At 70.7% G+C, this 16380-nt stretch carries 9 protein-coding genes; 4 read left to right on the top strand and 5 right to left on the bottom strand.

Annotated elements, in window-relative coordinates:
• Positions 1 to 12: 12 nt before the first annotated feature.
• Positions 13 to 1179, bottom strand: coding sequence for a copper resistance D family protein (locus AC0666_RS09790; RefSeq protein WP_468973184.1), 1167 nt, complete (start codon positions 1177 to 1179; stop codon positions 13 to 15).
• Between the two features lie 167 nt (positions 1180 to 1346).
• Between AC0666_RS09790 and AC0666_RS09795 the strand changes: the two genes are divergently transcribed.
• Together AC0666_RS09795 and AC0666_RS09800 are read left to right on the top strand one after the other, a co-directional pair.
• Positions 1347 to 2075, top strand: coding sequence for a helix-turn-helix transcriptional regulator (locus tag AC0666_RS09795; protein ID WP_468579489.1), 729 nt, complete (start codon positions 1347 to 1349; stop codon positions 2073 to 2075).
• Positions 2076 to 2110: 35 nt separating this feature from the next.
• Positions 2111 to 2545 (top strand): nuclear transport factor 2 family protein, encoded by a 435-nt coding sequence (locus tag AC0666_RS09800; RefSeq protein ID WP_468579487.1) that lies wholly within the window; start codon positions 2111 to 2113, stop codon positions 2543 to 2545.
• A 141-nt stretch (positions 2546 to 2686) separates the two neighbouring features.
• Here the strand turns inward: AC0666_RS09800 and AC0666_RS09805 are convergent, their stop codons facing one another.
• Positions 2687 to 7627: an FG-GAP-like repeat-containing protein gene (locus AC0666_RS09805; protein ID WP_468973179.1), complete on the bottom strand. Its 4941-nt coding sequence runs from the start codon at positions 7625 to 7627 to the stop codon at positions 2687 to 2689.
• Between the two features lie 382 nt (positions 7628 to 8009).
• Here AC0666_RS09805 and AC0666_RS09810 point away from each other — a divergent pair, with 382 nt between their 5' ends.
• Both AC0666_RS09810 and AC0666_RS09815 read left to right on the top strand, forming a co-directional pair.
• A complete protein-coding gene (locus AC0666_RS09810) occupies positions 8010 to 15170 on the top strand; it encodes a polymorphic toxin-type HINT domain-containing protein (protein WP_478707382.1) in 7161 nt (2386 codons plus the stop codon).
• Entirely contained in the window at positions 15161 to 15433 is a 273-nt protein-coding gene (locus tag AC0666_RS09815) for a hypothetical protein (protein WP_468579622.1), read from the top strand. Before AC0666_RS09810 ends, AC0666_RS09815 begins: the two co-directional genes overlap by 10 nt.
• A 64-nt stretch (positions 15434 to 15497) precedes the next feature.
• On the opposite strand, the gene AC0666_RS09820 is transcribed toward AC0666_RS09815, so the two are convergent.
• From AC0666_RS09820 to AC0666_RS09830, 3 genes are all read right to left on the bottom strand, one after another.
• Complete coding sequence (locus tag AC0666_RS09820; protein ID WP_468973173.1) at positions 15498 to 15728, bottom strand: hypothetical protein; 231 nt, start codon at positions 15726 to 15728, stop codon at positions 15498 to 15500.
• A complete protein-coding gene (locus AC0666_RS09825) occupies positions 15728 to 15940 on the bottom strand; it encodes a hypothetical protein (RefSeq protein WP_468973170.1) in 213 nt (70 codons plus the stop codon). Before AC0666_RS09825 ends, AC0666_RS09820 begins: the two co-directional genes overlap by 1 nt.
• A gap of 61 nt (positions 15941 to 16001) precedes the next feature.
• Positions 16002 to 16358, bottom strand: coding sequence for a VOC family protein (locus AC0666_RS09830; RefSeq protein ID WP_468973167.1), 357 nt, complete (start codon positions 16356 to 16358; stop codon positions 16002 to 16004).
• Between the last annotated feature and the right edge of the window lie 22 nt (positions 16359 to 16380).

Raw genomic sequence — 16380 nt, forward strand, 5'->3', positions numbered from 1 at the left:
GCCCCCGGCCGGTCAGGACGCTGCCGGAGCCGTGCGCCGGGCCAGGGCCTCCGAGGTCCTGACCGTGACGTAGAGCGAGGCGGCCAGGGTGAGGACGAGGAGGGCGCCCACGGCGAAGGTGCTGCCGCTGGAGACGGCCTGCGGGCTGCCCGCCTCGGAGCGGGCGGAGCCGCCGAGGAAGGGCACGACCGCCAGGACGGCGACCCCGAGGGCGACCTCGGCCCAGACGACCTTCGGGAAGTGTCCCAGCGTCAGGTGCAGCAGCGAGGACGTGGCGTCTTCGCGCCGGGCCCGGGTGATACGGGGCATCAGCCAGAACTGGTTGATGCCGCCTGCGGTCACCATGCCGAGGACCAGCAGGATCTTGACGAGCAGGAACAGGCCGTACGTGGTCGTCCAGAGCTGGCTGACGGAGCCGACGTGCTTCCAGCTCATCCACAGGCCCGAAGTGAGCACCGCGCCGACGCATATCAGGGCGACGAAGGCGAACCGGCGCCAGACGTCAGCCCACAGCGCACCCGCGTCCTCGCTCAGCCGGCCGCGGGCGCCGGTGAGGACGGCGAGGAGGGCCAGGCCGCCCACCCACACGACGCCGCTGATGATGTGGGTCTGGCCGAAGAGGAGGTCCAGCCACTTGTCCGCGTTCTTCGGCTTGGTGGCCGGCACCGCCGCCACCAGCGTCACCGCGAGCGTCAGGGGCAGGGCGGTCAGCGCGAGGATGTCGGTGTGGCGGCGCGCCCGCGGGAGGAACAGGGCGATCAGGGCGGCGGACGCGAGGACCAGGACGACGTTCTGGACGAGGTAAATCGTGCCCTGGGCGATCCACGCTCCCTTGGCCGCCGGCGCGAGCAGGAAGTCCGCCATCCGGTCCGGTGCGAGGGCGTCGCCGAACGGCATGCCCTTGCCCGCCCGGGCCACGCGGCCGGCGAGCTGAAAGTAGCCCGCGACCACGAGGACCACCCCTGCCCAGGCCAGGTAGCCGGCCGCTCTTCGTCTCATGGCGTCGGCATCACCGCTGCGGGTATCCGGTGCGCGCAGTGCGGGGCGGACCGAGGCCGCGTAGGTCACGGTGGCGCCGATCGCCCCGGACAGGCCGAGGAAATACCCGCACTTGGTGAGGATGCGCCAGAGCGGAGGCATGGCGTAGTCGGCCGAGGCGGCCAGATACAGGGAGTTCATAAGGGAAGGCTAACCTAAAATAAGGTCAACCTAAATAAGCGGTCCGTCAATGGTCGGAGCACTCGCTGAGCGTGTGGGAGGCCCCGGCCCGCGCCACGGGTGGCCGCTGCCCGTGAACGCCGTGCAGCCGGACCGGCTCAGCCCGCTCTGGGCTACGGTCCTGTCCCGTGAACCGTACTGATCGCCTCTACGCGCTGGTGGAGGAGCTGCGCGCCGCATCTCCCCGGCCCAGAAGCGCCCGCTGGCTGGCCGGGCGCTTCGACGTCAGCACCCGGACCATCGAGCGCGACCTCGGCGCCCTCCAACAGGCCGGTGTCCCCCTCTACGCCGAGCCCGGCCGCAGCGGCGGTTACGTCCTGGACAAACAGCACACCCTGCCGCCCCTGGCGATCACGCCGGCCGAAGCCACCGCTCTGGCGGTGGGGTTGCACGCCCTGGCCGGGACGCCGTTCGCGGCCGATGCCCGTTCGGCCCTGCACAAGGTCCTCGCCGTCATGCCCCCGCGGGAGCGCCGGGCAGCGGACGAACTCGCCGGCCGCGTCCGGCTGGCCGCCTCCCCACGGCCGCCCGCCGGCCTGCCCCACGCCGTGCGGGAGGCGCTCTCCACACGACGGCTCCTGCGTCTGCGCTACGCCGACGCGCAGGGCACCACCACCGACCGCACGGTCGAACCCCTGGGATTCCTGGGTGGCGAGCACTGGTACCTCATCGGCTGGTGCCGACTGCGCGCCGCGGTACGCGGCTTCCGCCTCGACCGCATCCGGGAGGCCGAGGCGCTGGCGGAGACACCGCCGCCCCGCCCGGTGGACCTTGCCGCGCTCGACACCCTGGGCCGGGAGTTCGTCGCTCTCGACGCACTCGTAAACACCGACAGGGGGTTGTCGCCCAAGGCGTAGAGGCTGGGGCCCACACGACAACGGAAAGGCATCCCATGTCTCCCCAGACCACCGCCCCCACGTCCGAAGCGGCCCTGCTGACCCGGGAGCACGGCACCGGACTGCTGGACGACTGGACGGCACTGTGGAACGGCGAACTCGTACGCGCCGAGCAGATCACCGCACCGGGCTTCCGGCTCCGGTTTGCGAACGCCGTCGAAGGAACCGGCACCGCAGCCACCCTCGAACGGGGCGAGCTCACCGCCTTCATCGCGGCCCACCGCCGGAGCCTCACCGGACTGACCTACGCCGTCGACGGCGCGCCCGTCGTCGACGGGCCGCGCGGCCAGCTCGCCGCACGGTGGACCGCGACCTACACCGACCGCTCGGGCGCACCCGTCACCAAGAGCGGCATCGACATGTTCTCGGTCACGGACGGCCGCATCGCCGCCGTGTGGTCGCTGACCGGCGACCGCCGCTTCGCCGCGTAGCCGCGGGCGAGAGCCCGCAGGCGGGGAGCCGCATCCCCCGCTTCGCGGCGAAGGGCCCCGTACCACCGCGTGGTGGCGGTACGGGGCCCCGGTGTGATCGGCGCTCACCTGCGCCGGCGGATCACCGTGGTGCGGCTCCGGTCACCAGGTGCCGGGCAGGGTCTGCCAGCTCAGGAAACCGTTCTCGAAGCCGCCGTCGGGGCGGCTCTTGAAGGTGAAGGTGCCCGAGGCGCCGTTCGCGTAGTTGTACAGCGAGGAGATGTCGTCCCGGCCGTCCCCGTCGGAGTCGCCCGAGACCGGCATGCCGGCGCTCGTCCCGTACCAGTTCGCCTCCGGGGTGTCCCAGCTGCGGACCGCGTCCCCGACCGTGCCGTCGGGCTTGGCGAGCAGCGTCGACAGCGAGGCGTGGCCGTCCCCGTGGTCGTACATCAGTGCGGCGTCGGAGCGGCCGTCGCCGTTGTAGTCGCCGACCGTGAACTTGATCTTCGCGTATTCCCATGCACCTCCGGCGGGCTGGGTCCACGACTTCACCGGGGCGGCGACGCCGCCGTTCGGCTGGGCGAGGAAGGTGAAGACGGCGACGCCTCCGGCGGTGTAGCCGTACAGGGCGACGAAGTCGTCGCGCTTGTCGCCGTTCATGTCGCCGACCCGCCAGGTGGCGTGGTCGATCCACCAATTGCCCGCGGGCGTCCGCCAGCTGGCGGCGGCCGAGTTGAAGAACCCGTCACCCTTCGCGGTCCAGGTGTGGGCCCCCGCTTCGCCGTTGCCGTAGTCGTAGACCATGGCGAGGTCCGCCTTGCCGTCGCCGTTGAAGTCGCCGGCGAGCGGCTTGGCCTTGGCCCACTCGAAGTTCCCCGCGGCGGCCGTCAGCCCCTTGACCGGGGTGAAGGTGCCGGTGGCGTTGGAAAGGAAGCTCCACAGGGCGTTGGAGCCGTCGGCGTAGCCGTACAGCGCGACGATGTCGGCGCGGCCGTCGCCGTTGACGTCTCCGGCCACCCACTTGGCGCGCTGGTAGGAGAAGCCGCCCTTGGTGCTGGTCCAGCGCACGGTGGGTGCCTCGTAGCCGCCGTCGGGCAGCGCGTTGAACACCCACAGGGCGGTGGTGTTGTCACCGTAGTCGTAGACGGTGGCGATGTCGCTGCGGCCGTCGCCGTTGAAGTCGCCGGACAGGTCCGTGCGCAGGTGCGCGGTGCGGTCGCCGGGCTGGTGCTCGACGGTCGCCCCGGTGGTGGTGTTGGCGCGGACGTAGCCCTTCTCGAAGTCCTCGCGCACACCGCCCGCGACCTCGTACTCGCCGGAGACCGGGTAGCCCAGGGTGCTCTTCTCCGCGCCGAGGGCGATCCACCGCTTGCGGATGGAGCCGTGGATCGGCCAGGAGCCGTTGGCCCTTGTCCAGTAGATGGAGGCCGTCGGTTCGGTGTCGGAGCGCTTGCGGAAGTGGTTGAAGCGGGCGACGGCGCCGTCGCCGACGTTGGTCTCGTCGGTGACCGGGTAGCCCAGCGGGCTCGCCGGGCCGCCGAGCGAGGTGTACCTGGTGTAGATGGAGCCGTGGACGGACCAGGCGCCGGTGTCGGTGGAGTAGAAGATGCCGCCCTTGCCGCCCGAGGCGGAGTAGAAGGTGGAGAACCGGCCGTTGTCGAAGGTGGCGTTCTCGTCGGAGGTCGGGTAGCCGAGGATGCCCTTCTCGGCGCCCAGGGCGAGCCACTTGGCGCGGATCGCGCCCCACACCACCCAGGCACCGCTGCTCGGGTGCCAGTAGATGGAGCCGTTGTCGCTGGTCTGGCCCGCGCTGCGGAGGTTGACGTAGCGGCCCACGCCGTCAGCCGGGACCAGGACGTCCGTGGTGGGGTAGCCGAGCGAGGTGCCGCCCTTGGCCAGGTACTTCGCCAGGATGGGGCCGCACAGGGTGTGCGTGCCGGTCGCGGAGGAGGTGAAGGCCTGGCACTCCGACCAGGAGGTGCCGCCCAGCACGAGCTGCCGGCCGGCGCCGAACGCCGAACCGCCGGCCAGGGTCTGGCCGGGGAACTCGGTGATGCGGCCGTTGCCGTCGCGCGACCACAGGTCGGCGAAGCCGTTGGCCTCGAAGTCGCCGTTGCTGGACAGGTGTGCGAAGGCGGCGCCGGTGAAGCCGCTGCCGATGGACGTGGTGCGGACCGCCGGGTCGGCGAAGACCGACAGGTCGGCCGCGGTGACCGCGCCCGGCTCCGTGGTGGTGCGGCTGGTGTACTGGTGGATCTTGCCGGTGACGGTGTCGCGGGCCCAGATCTCGGGCAGCCGGTCGCCGTTGAGGTCGCCCGGCGCCATGACGGTCATGTTCTTCCAGTCGGCGTTGCCGAGCAGGATCGGCTCGCCGAAGGCGTCGAGGAAGCCGACGGCGGAGCCGCGGTACAGCCACAGCTGGTCGCCGGTCTTCACCAGCAGGTCCGACTGGTCGGCGTCGTCGACCTTGCCGTCGCCGTTGTCGTCGTCGACGCTGCCGATCGCGACGGCCTGGTCCGCGTCGGCCCAGTGGTCGTCCACGTCGGGGTTGCCCACCTGGAGCTCGATGCGGTTGGCGTCCGCGCTCTCCAGGTCCCCGTCGCCCTTGTTGGGGTAGACGTAGAGGTTCTTGCGGGAGTTGTCGGGGCTGGGCTGCAGCGTGACGAGGTCCTCGTAGTAGTCCTCGTTCCAGCTGCCGCGGTGCGTCAGCGAGACGGTGTCCGCGAAGGAGCCCTGGTCGAGCTGGCGGGAGAGGTCGAAGGTGCCGTCGCCCTTGCCCGGGTGCATCCACAGCAGGCCGGAGCCCGGGTCGACGCTCCAGATGTCCACCGTGCCGTCGCCGTTGAGGTCGCCGTGCTTGTCGCGGGTGGCCAGGCGCTTGGCGTAGAACAGGTATTCCTTGAGGTTCGACCGGTTGCCGGACGCGTCGAGGCTGTGCACGAACAGGCGCTGCGGACCGGCCGTGGTCGGCGTGTACTTGACGTCCACCGAGCCGCCGACGGTGGTCGGGGGGATCTTGTTCACCTTCGGGTTGGAGTCGGTCCACCACTCGAAGGCGGTGACGTCCTTGACCCCGTTGGCGCTCAGGGTGAACGTTCCCTCGGAGCGGGCGAAACCGGTCTTGTCCGGGTCGTCCTCGCCCTCGGGGAACTGCTTCGAACTCACCAGCGGGGTCCGGTCCGGCCGGGTCCGGTCGATGGTGAAGAGGCACTGCCCGGCCCAGGGGCCGGCCGGACCGACGTTGTCCAGGGTGCGCACGTCCCACCGGTAGGTGCCGTTCAGGTCCTTGGCCGGGATGCGCAGCTGTGCCACGTTGCCGTTACTGGCCTTGATGGTGGCCTTGGTCGGGGTGGTGGCGCCGTCCTTCCAGTAGTGGAACTCGGCGGTGAGGGACACGTCGCCCTTGTCCTTGTCCTTCACCCGGGCGCGCAGGACGATCTGGTCGGTGGTTCCGATGACCCCTCCCGTGCAGGGCACGGACGGGTCGGTGGAACGCTCCGTGATCTTGTCGGGCGTGGTGTTGAAGGTCGTGGAGATGCGGGCGCTGTTCGGGTCGAACTTGCGCCAGGAGACGTCGACCGTGTCCTTCGCGGCCTTCAGGCCGAAGGTCCAGGTGCCCCAGTGTTTCTGGGCGGCCGTCGCGACCGCCGACTTCACGTTGAGCTCGATCACATCGCCGTCGCCGGGGCAGTTGCGCCCGCCGTAGGACTGGCCGCTGGAGTCGACGAGCCGCTTCCAGTCGGGCTGGTCGTTCCAGGTGGTGGACTTGGAGATGGTGCCCGTCTCCCAGACCTGGACGTCACCGGACTTGCAGCTCCAGGAGCCGGCCGACTTCTGCTTGATCCGCAGGGTGGACTCGATGATCTGCTTGTCCCAGTAGTCCTTCATGCCGACCTGGAAGAAGGTCTTGGCGCAGATCACGGCATTGCCGTTGGCGGCGTCCCGGGCACACCCGACGCGGGCGTCCTTGCTGAGCGTGCCGCCGTTCCAGTAGTTGGTGTTCGGCGAGGACGGGAACGCGTTGTGCTTGTACGCGATCGTCCACGCCTGCTTCCAGGCGTCCCAGGTCGGGTCGATCACGACCGGGTACGTGGTCTCGGGCGCCTTGAGCAGGCTCTGGTCCGGCGTCAGGGTGAGCGTGTCGCCGTTCAGCCGGACCCCCAGGTCGGCCTGCTTGGCACCGGTGGTGACGCCCTCGACGGGCGCCGGGAGCGCCGCGGCCGGGGCGGACCCCGCGGTGGCCACGGCGGCGGGTGCGGCGGCCGGAGCCGAGCGCAGGGACTTGGCGGCCGGGGCCGGCGTGGTGGTGGCGGGGGACGGCGGCGCGGCGGTGGCCTCGGCCTTCTGCCCGCCCGCGTCCCACATCTGCGGTTTCGCCGAGCCGAAGACGGTCTGCCCGGCCGGGTCCACGGCCCGCAGCTGCCCGTCGGCCTCGGCCCGTACGGTCAGCCCCTTGGCCTTCAGGCCGAACGAGAGGGAGGTCAGGGCCGGGTTGGCGGCGGCCTCGCGGGTCTTGACGACGAGCGCGTGCGAGAAGCTGTCCACGGTGGCGCTCACCCGCAGGTCCACCCCGGGCAGCACTTCGGGGTAGACCGCGCTGCTGCCCTCAAGCCGGGGCTCGGGCAGCGGCGCCGGCCAGCTCAGGGCCACGTCGCGGCCGTTCTCCGACATCACCGCGAGGGGGGAGTCACCGCCCCCCGAAAACGTCAGCCCGATTGCGGCGGCCTTCGGTGCGAGACGGCCGTCGGCGCCTTTGCGCAGGGTGGTGTCGACGGGAATGAGCTTTCCGCCCTGACGGACCCGTACGGGTACCAGCGAGCGCTCTGCCGTTTGCGTGCCGTTCGGATTGGCCCACACCTCGTCTGTCTCGGTGCGCAGGCCGGTGATTTCGACCGGCTTTCCGGTCCGCTTCGCCTCGGCGGCGGCCTTTTCGGCCTCGGCGGCGGGCGCCGAGCGGCCGGCGGCAGGGCCGGAACCCGTCGCCGCAGCGGCGAGGGGCGCGGCCCCCAACAGGCCCGCGGTCAGGGCCAGGGTCGTGACCAGCGCCGACGCCCGCAAGCGAGGCTGGCCGGTGGCGCGGAGCCGCGCCAGGGGTGGTCTCACGGAGGTTCCTCGTAGTCGATCCGGGCACGTACGGAGGGTTCCTGCGCACGGATGGCTTGATCAGTCCGGGCGAGCTTCTCACGACCTGGGGCGCCACCCGAATAAACGGAACGGGAAATTCCTATTCCGATCGCCATCTGTCCGAATTTGCCTCGTCTTGGTGCCCACTTTGCGGTACGTAATTAGTGGCCGAGAGGTGTTGGGAAATGTGGCGCAGCCCTCACTGTTACGGTCTTGGATCACCCTTCGAATAGTGTGTACATTTGTGCATGCGTGACCTATGACGGAACCCAATTTGCGAAATCGAAATTGGTACGCTAGGGGCGGAAAGCGCAGACGCGCGCTCGGCTGGTCGATACCAGCCCTGTCCGTCGCCCTGTGCGTGACCGGGCTCGCCTCGCCACCGGCGTCCGCAGCCTCCACGACCACCCCGCCCGCACTGCAGAAGCTGACCAAGGTCGGCGGCAAGCCGGTCGCCGGCAAGCCTGCCCCCACACCCGGCGAATCCCAGCGCAACAAGTGGACCGCCCCGCCCAAGGTGGCCTGGCCCGCGGCCGGTTCCGCCGAGGTCCAGCTCCCCGCCCCCCAGGGCTCCGCGCCCGCCGACGGCCGCTCCCGGATGCTTTCGGCCCCCGCGGCGGGCGGCCCTGCCGCCCCGCAGGCGGGCCCGGCCAAGGCCGGTACGCTGCCGGTGCGGATCGCGGCCGCAGCGCCGGCCGGGCCGCGGGACCGCAGCGCCCCGCAGGCGTCGGCCGCCCCGTCCGCGGACGGCGCCGCTCCGGCCGCCGACACCCCGGTCAAGGTCAAGGTCGACCTGCTCGACCGGGGCGCCGCCGACAAGGCGGGTGTCCCGGGCGGGCTCCTGATGGCCGTCAAGCGGACCGACGTCCGCGCCGGCGACGCGCCGGTCTCGGTCGAACTCGACTACACCACCTTCAAGAACGCGTACGGCGGCAGTTGGGGTTCCCGGCTGCGCTTCACCGCGCTGCCGTCCTGTGTGCTGACGACGCCCGAGCGGCCGGAATGCCGCACGGCCACCCCGGTCACCGCGCGCAACGACGCGAGCACCGGCACGCTCACGGCCACCGTCGACACCGCCGCACAGCCCGGCTCCGCCGCCGCGACCGGCTCGTTCGCGACCGAGGGCGCCCGCTCGGCCACGCCCATGATGCTGGCCTCGGCCGCCGCGGCCGCCCCGACGGTGCTCGCCGCCGCGCCGAGCGCCGACGGCGCCAACGGCACCTTCAAGGCCACCTCCCTGAGCCCGTCCGGCTCCTGGCAGGCGGGCGGCTCGGCCGGTGACTTCTCCTGGTCCTACCCGCTCGACGTGCCGGCCTCGCTCGGCGGACCCAGCCCGTCACTGGCCCTCGGGTACTCCAGCGCCCAGATCGACGGCCGCACCTCTGCGTCCTCGCAGCAGACCTCCTGGGTCGGCGACGGCTGGGACCTGGGGTCCAACTTCATCGAGCGCTCCTTCATCCCCTGCAGCCAGGACAAGAAGGAGGGCTCCGGGTTCAACAACCCCAAGGACGACACGGGCGACCTCTGCCACGCCGTCTCCACCGTCACGATGTCCCTCAACGGCGGCTCCACGCAGCTCGTCCGGGACGACAAGACCGGCGTCTGGCGCCCGTCCGACGACGACGGCTCCCGCGTGGAACTGCTCTCCGGCGCCGACAACGGCGACAAGAAGGGCGAGTACTGGCGGGTCACGACCCCGCAGGGCGTCCAGTTCCACTTCGGCCTGAACAAGGTGCCGGGCTGGAGCCCCGGCAAGCCCGTCACCCACTCCGCGCTGCTGGTGCCGGTCTACGGCAACCACCCGGGCGAGGACTGCTTCAAGGCCGGCGACTTCGCGAACTCGGTCTGCGACGAGGTCTACCGCTGGAACCTGGACTACGTGGTGGACCCGCGCGGCAACGCGATGACCTACTGGTACAACAAGGAGGTCAACCACTACGGGTCGAACTACAAGATCGCGGGCGGTTCCACCAACCGCGCCTACGACCGCGGAGGTTGGCTCGACCACATCTCCTACGGCCTGCGCAAGGACAACCTCTTCGCGAACGCCCCGGCCCAGGTGCGGTTCACCGTCGCCGAGCGCTGCCTGAAGACGAAGGACTTCGACTGCGCGGAGGACAAGCTCAAGCCGGAGGTGGACTGGAACATCGCCAAGATGTGGCCCGACACCCCCGGTGACCAGCTGTGCGCCGCCAAGGAGGAGTGCAAGGCCCGCTTCACGCCGACCTTCTTCACCCGCAAGCGGCTGACCGAGATCACCACCGAGGTCTGGAACGGCACCGCCCACCAGCCCGTCGACACCTGGAAGCTCACCCAGGACTTCCCGCAGACCGGTGACGGCACCGACTACCCGCTGTGGCTCGCCGCCGTCCAGCACACCGGCAAGAACGGCAAGGAGATCAGCCTCCCGCCGGTGACCTTCCGCGGCAAGCAGCTGCCCAACCGCGTGGACGGCATGGACGACGGCAAGCCGCCGTTCCTGCGCTACCGCATCGAGGCCATCGACACCGAGACCGGCTCGACGGTCAACGTGCACTACCGCGACCCGGAGTGCCGGGCCGCCAACCCGCGCGTGATCCCGGCGTCCCACGAGTCGAACACCCTGCGCTGCTACCCGGTCATCAACGAGATACCGGACCCGAGCGACCCCAAGCGCGAGAAGAAGCTCTACGTCACCGACTGGTTCCACAAGCACGTCGTCGACCGGGTGCAGGAGGAGGACCGCAACGGCAACTCGCCGACGCGCGTCACCGAGTACCAGTACCTGGGCGCGCCGGCGTGGGCGTACGACGACGAGACCGAGGCGATGCGCCCCCACACGCGCACGTGGTCGCAGTGGCGCGGCTACGAACGCGTGCGGACGCTGATCGGTGCGGCGCCGGACAAGCGGTCCCTGACCGAGACGCTGTTCTTCCGCGGCCTCGACGGCGACCGGGCCGCCCCCTCGGGCGGCAAGCGCAAGGTGTCGGTCAAGGACTCCGAGGGCAAGGAGATCGCCGACCACCGCCTCTTCGCCGGCCAGACCCGCGAGGTCCTGGCCTACAACGGCGAAGGCGGCGCCCTGGAGGCGGCGACCACCTACACCCCGTGGCTCCACGGCCCGACGGCGACCCGTGTGCGCGAGGGCATCGAGCCGCTGCAGTCCTTCGTCCGGGGCACCACCGACGTCTCCTCCCGCACCCTGCTCTCGGACAACCGGGGCTGGCGGCGCACCGCGCAGGAGACCGTCCTCGACGACCAGGGCAAGCCGCAGTCGGTCTCCGACCTCGGCGACGTCTCGGACCCCAAGGACGACAGCTGCACCCGCTACGAGTACGAGTCCGATGAATCCCTGTGGATCATCGGCCGTGAGAAGCGGATCGAGACGGTCGGCAAGGCATGTGACGCCAAGGACGTGAAGCGTCCCGAGGACGTCATCTCCGACGCCCGCCTGTCCTACGACGCCGTCGGCAACGTGGTCCGTTCCGAGTCGCTGTCGGGCTACGCGGGCGGTCAGCCGCAGTACACGCTGGACGGCTCGCTCACCTTCGACTCCTACGGGCGCCCGAAGACCACGACCGACGTGTTCGGCAAGGTCACCAGGATCGACTACACCCCGGCCGCCGGGCAGATCGTCACCAAGGTCGTCACCACCAACCCGCTCGGCCACACCGACACCACCGAGACGGACCTCGGCCGCGGTTCCATCCTGGCCAAGCAGGACGCCAACGGCCGCCGCAGCGTCATGCAGTACGACGCACTCGGCCGCCTCGCCAAGGCGTGGTCCCCGGACCGCGACCCCGACACCAAGTCCCCGGACGCCGAGTTCACCTACGACGTCCGCCCGGACGCGCCCGTCGTCATCACCACCAAGTCGCTCGTCGACGACGGCACCTACCGCAGCAGCTACGAGATCTACGACAGCAGCCTGCGCATCCGCCAGACCCAGCTGGAAGCCCTCGGTGGCGGCCGGTTGATCGCGGACACCTTCTACAACAGCCTCGGCCAGGTGTGGAAGTCCAACGGCGCCTACTACACCGGCGGCACCGCCTCCGGCGAGCAGTGGGCCCCGAAGGACAACGAGGTGCCGTCCTCCACCGTCACCGAGTACGACGGCAGCGGCCGGGCCACCGCGCAGATCTCCCGCAAGTTCGGCGAGGAGACCTCGCGGACGACCACCACGTACGGCGGCGACAGCATCACCGTCGACCCGCCGACCGGCGAGACGCCGACCCAGGCGTTCCTCGACGGCCAGGGCCGCAAGACAGAGCTGCGCTACTTCCGCTCGGACTCGCCGACCGGCGCCTACGACGCGACCCGCTACGGCTACGACCGGCGCGGCCAGCTGGAGAGCGTCGTCAACGCGGCCGGGGACACCTGGTCCTTCGAGTACGACATCCGGGGCCGCCAGACGAAAATCTCCGACCCGGAGAAGGGCACCACGTCCAAGGTCTTCGGCAAGGGCGACCGCCTGGAGTCGGTGACCGACCAGCGGAACAAGACCGTGGCGTTCGCCTACGACGCCCTGGGCCGGGTCACCGAGACCCACGAGGGCACGCTGTCCGGCGCCAAGCTCAGCGAGATCGTCTACGACACCCTGCCGGGCGCCGTCGGCCTGCCGGTCTCCTCCACCCGCTACGTGGGCGGCAACGCGTACACCCACGCGATCACCGGCTACGACCAGGGGTACCGGCCCACCGGATCCACGGTCACCATCCCGAAGTCCGAGGGCGCGCTCGCGGGCACGTACTCCTTCTCCACCGGCTACCGGCCCAACACGGGCCTGACCGCGTGGACGCAGCAGCCCGCGGTCGGCGGACTCCCCGCCGAGCGCGTCACCATGACCTACAACCACTTCGAACTGCCCACCGTCATGGGCGTGGCGGGCAAGACGTTCGTGGGCAAGGTCGACTACTCGCCGATGGGCGACGTGCTGCGCACGGAGACCGGCGCCGCCGGCTCCCAGCTGTTCACCACCAATTTCTACGACGAGCAGACCCGGCGCCTGACCCGCACCGTCAATGACCGGGAGAAGGCCCCGGGCCGGATCAACGACACGTCGTACGAGTACGACGCCGTCGGCAACATCCTCAAGGTCAAGGACCAGGAGGGTGCGGCCGCCACCGGCACGACGGACACGCAGTGCTTCGCCTACGACTACATGCGCCGCATGAGCGAGGCGTGGACGGCGAGCGACGACTGCGCGGTCAAGCCGAACGCCACCGGTCCCGGTTCCGCGCCGAAGGTCGGCGGTCCGTCCCCGTACTGGACGTCGTACTCCTTCGACACGGCCGGCAACCGCACCAAGGAGGTCCAGCACTCCACCACCGGCGACCTGACCAAGGACGTCATCCGCTCCTACGGGTACGGCACCCCGGGCAAGCCCGGCGCCAACCGCCTCCAGCGGGTCGACACGACCGGTCCGGGCGGCACCCGCAGCGACTCGTTCACCTACGACGAGGTCGGCAACACCAAGACCCGCACCGTCCAGGGCAACACCCAGCAGATGGAGTGGGACATCGAGGGCCACCTCGCCAAGGTGACCGAGGGTGCGAAGACGACCGAGTTCCTCTACGACGCCAACGGCAACCGCCTGATCAAGCGCGACCCGGCCGGTACGACGCTGTACCTGCCCGGCACCGAGGTCAAGCTGAAGCCGAACGGCGCGGTGGAGGCCACGCGCTACTACGCGCACACGGCCGGCCCGACGATGGTGAAGACCGCCAAGGACGGCACGGTCACCACCTCCTACCTGCTCGCCGACAACAACGGCACGGCCACCACGGCCGTCGACGCGGCCACCCAGGCCGTCACCCGCCGCAAGTTCACCCCCTTCGGTGACGCGCGGGGCACCGCCCCGGCGGTGTGGCCCGGCAAGAAGGCCTTCGTCGGCGGCGAGATGGACGAGTCCACCGGCCTGGTCCACCTGGGGGCCCGGGAGTACGACCCGGCCACCGGGCGGTTCCTGTCCGTCGACCCGATCGTCGACCACAGCGAGGCCGCGCAGCAGAACCCGTACGCCTACGCCAACAACTCGCCCGTGACGTTCTCGGACCCCTCCGGCCAGGCCATTGCGCCCCCGGTGATGCCGATCAAGGACTTCACCGACGCGGAAGTGGCCTGGGCGAACTGGGCGAACGGCCGAAGCGCGCTCGACGTGGCGCTGGACGTGGCCATCGGCATCCTCAAGGACGCCTCCGGCTACAACGACATCAAGGCCTGCCTCGGCGGCGACTGGGGTGCCTGCGCAGGCCTCGCCTTCGAGGCGGCCCTGCCCTTCGCGGGCAAGGCCAAGCGCATCCTGAAGGCCCTGGACCGGGCCTGGGACGCCTTCAACAGCTGGATGGGCAAGCTGAAGCTCGCGCGGGACATCCTCGCGCGCGTCGAGCGCTACCAGCAGGCGATGGCCAAGTACGCCGAGGACCTGGCCGAATGGAAACGCCAGGTCGAGGAAGCGGCCGAACGGGCCAGAAAACTGGAGGAGGAAGCGGCCGCGGCCAGAAGAGCCGCACAGGAACGCGCCGCGGCGGCGGCCCGCAAGGCCGAGGAGGCCAAGGCCACCGCGGCCCGGCAGGCAAAGGAGGCGGCGGCCCGCGCCAAGAAGGCCGACCGGCACGGCAAGTCCTCCAAGTCGGCCGAGCCGAAGAAGGCCACGAAGAACGACAGCGGCGACGGGGGCGGAGGCGGCTGCAAGGTCCGCAACAGCTTCACCCCCGGCACCGAGGTCGTGATGGCCGACGGCTCCGCCAAGCCCATCGAGGACGTGGAGATCGGCGAGCAGGTCCTCGCCACCGACCCGCAGACCGGGACCACCACCGCCGAACCGGTCTCCGCACGGATCACCGGCGAGGGCGAGAAGCACCTGGTCCGCATCACCGTCGACACCGACGGCGACAAGGGAGCGGCCACCGACGTCATCACCGCCACCGACGGCCACCCCTTCTGGGTGCCGGAGCAGGGGCGCTGGGTCGACGCCGGGGAGCTGAAGGCCGGTCAGTGGCTCCAGACGTCCTCCGGGACGTGGGTGCAGGTCACCTCCGTGGCTGCGTGGACGCAGGCACAGCGGGTCCACAACCTGACGGTCACCGACACGCACACGTACTACGTGCGTGCGGGCGCGGCCGCCGTCCTGGTCCACAACTGCGGCACTCTCAAGAACGCCACGGACGACGACCTGCGGGCGGCGGCAGTGAAGGAGATCCCGCCGAAGAACGGCAAGCCGTTCCAGCGCGACTTCCACATGACCGAGGCCGGCCGGGCCCTGCAGAAGCACACCGACCCGGTCAAGCGCACCGCCGACCACGTCAAGAAGTATCTGCCGTTCCTCAACGGGGCCAACCGCCTCAACGACTATCGTGCACTGAACGACGGGGCCGAGGTACTGCTGGACGAACTTCTCGGCAGCTCCACCGCCACCAGAGCCATCAAGCCGTCCACCCCCTTCTACGGTGGGCACGTTCTCGACATCGTCGAGAAATCCACCGGCCGCGGCGGGAGATGGAGTCTGCGCGGCGGCGGACTCCAATTCGAGGGATGGCTATGAGGCTCTTCACCGTAGGGGCGCGCGAGTACGCCGCCCTCACCGTGCTCGGCAGCGACGATTTCGACGCCATGGAAGTGGTGGAGATGACCGACGCCGGACGCGGTGCGCTCCTGCTGGAGTTCCGCATGGACGAGGAGTCGGCCACGCTGACCCACCTCGGTGCGGAGGTGGAGATCCCACTGCTCAGGGCCTCCCTGGAGATCTTCCGGGAGGACTTCCTGGAGCCCAGGCGCGCGGCGGGACTGCCGCTGCCGCCCTGGTAGCCCGTACGGCCTGAACCACTGGGGAGAGCCCCGCCGGACACGCGTCCGGCGGGGTTCTCCCGTTCTAGGGGGTGCCGGTGTAGGGCACGGGTTCCGGCAGGTCGTCGAGGCCGAGTTCGTGCCGGTCGAGGGCTTCGCGTACGGCGGCCAGGGCGGCCGGGGCGTCGCAGTGGGTGGTGCCCGCCTCGATGCCGCCGCCGTGCGGGGCGATGACCGCCGTGCTGCGGACGGGGGCGCTCGTGGCGGCGGCGTTGTCGAGGAGCTCGGCCCGAGGGCTGCAGCGGAAGCGGCGCATCAGTGCACGCCTTCCTGGAAGCCGGTGCTGCTGTACAGCGCGGCATTCGAGGGGAACCGGTCGCCCGTGGCCGTGGCCGTGGTCGTGGCCGTGGTCGTGGCGGGGGCCGCGGCGGCAGTGGCGCCGTTTCCGGCAAGGTCGTCGAGCAGGGGCACACCGGCGGCCACTGCCGCCACGGAAGTCAGGACGCCACGCCGACTGGTGATCTTCATGCGCTGATCGTCTCCGACTCCCCGGCGGGCCCGGCCGGCCGGACGCCCGGCCCGCCCCGGCTCAGCGGGCGCGCGAGGCCAGGACGCAGAACTCATTGCCCTCGGGATCGGCCAGCACCGTCCAGGACACCGCCCCGCCCTGCCCGACCTCGCACCGCCTGGCACCGTGCGCGAGCAGCCGGGCCACCTCCACGGCCTGGTCGTCTGGCCGGAAGTCCAGGTGGAGCCGGTTCTTCACCGTCTTTTCCTCCGGTACCGGTACGAAAATCAGCCCCGGCAGCCGGTCGGGTGCCGGGCGGATCTCGTACTCCTCGGGGGAGTCGTTCACCACGGCCCATCCCAGCGCTTCGGCCCACCACCCTCCGAGCCGGCCCGGGTCCCGGGCGTCCACCACGGTCTGTTCCCACTCCAGTGCCATGCACCGAGCTTAGGTGCCCCAC

The sequence above is a fragment of the Streptomyces sp. NPDC043680 genome (assembly GCF_056436685.1).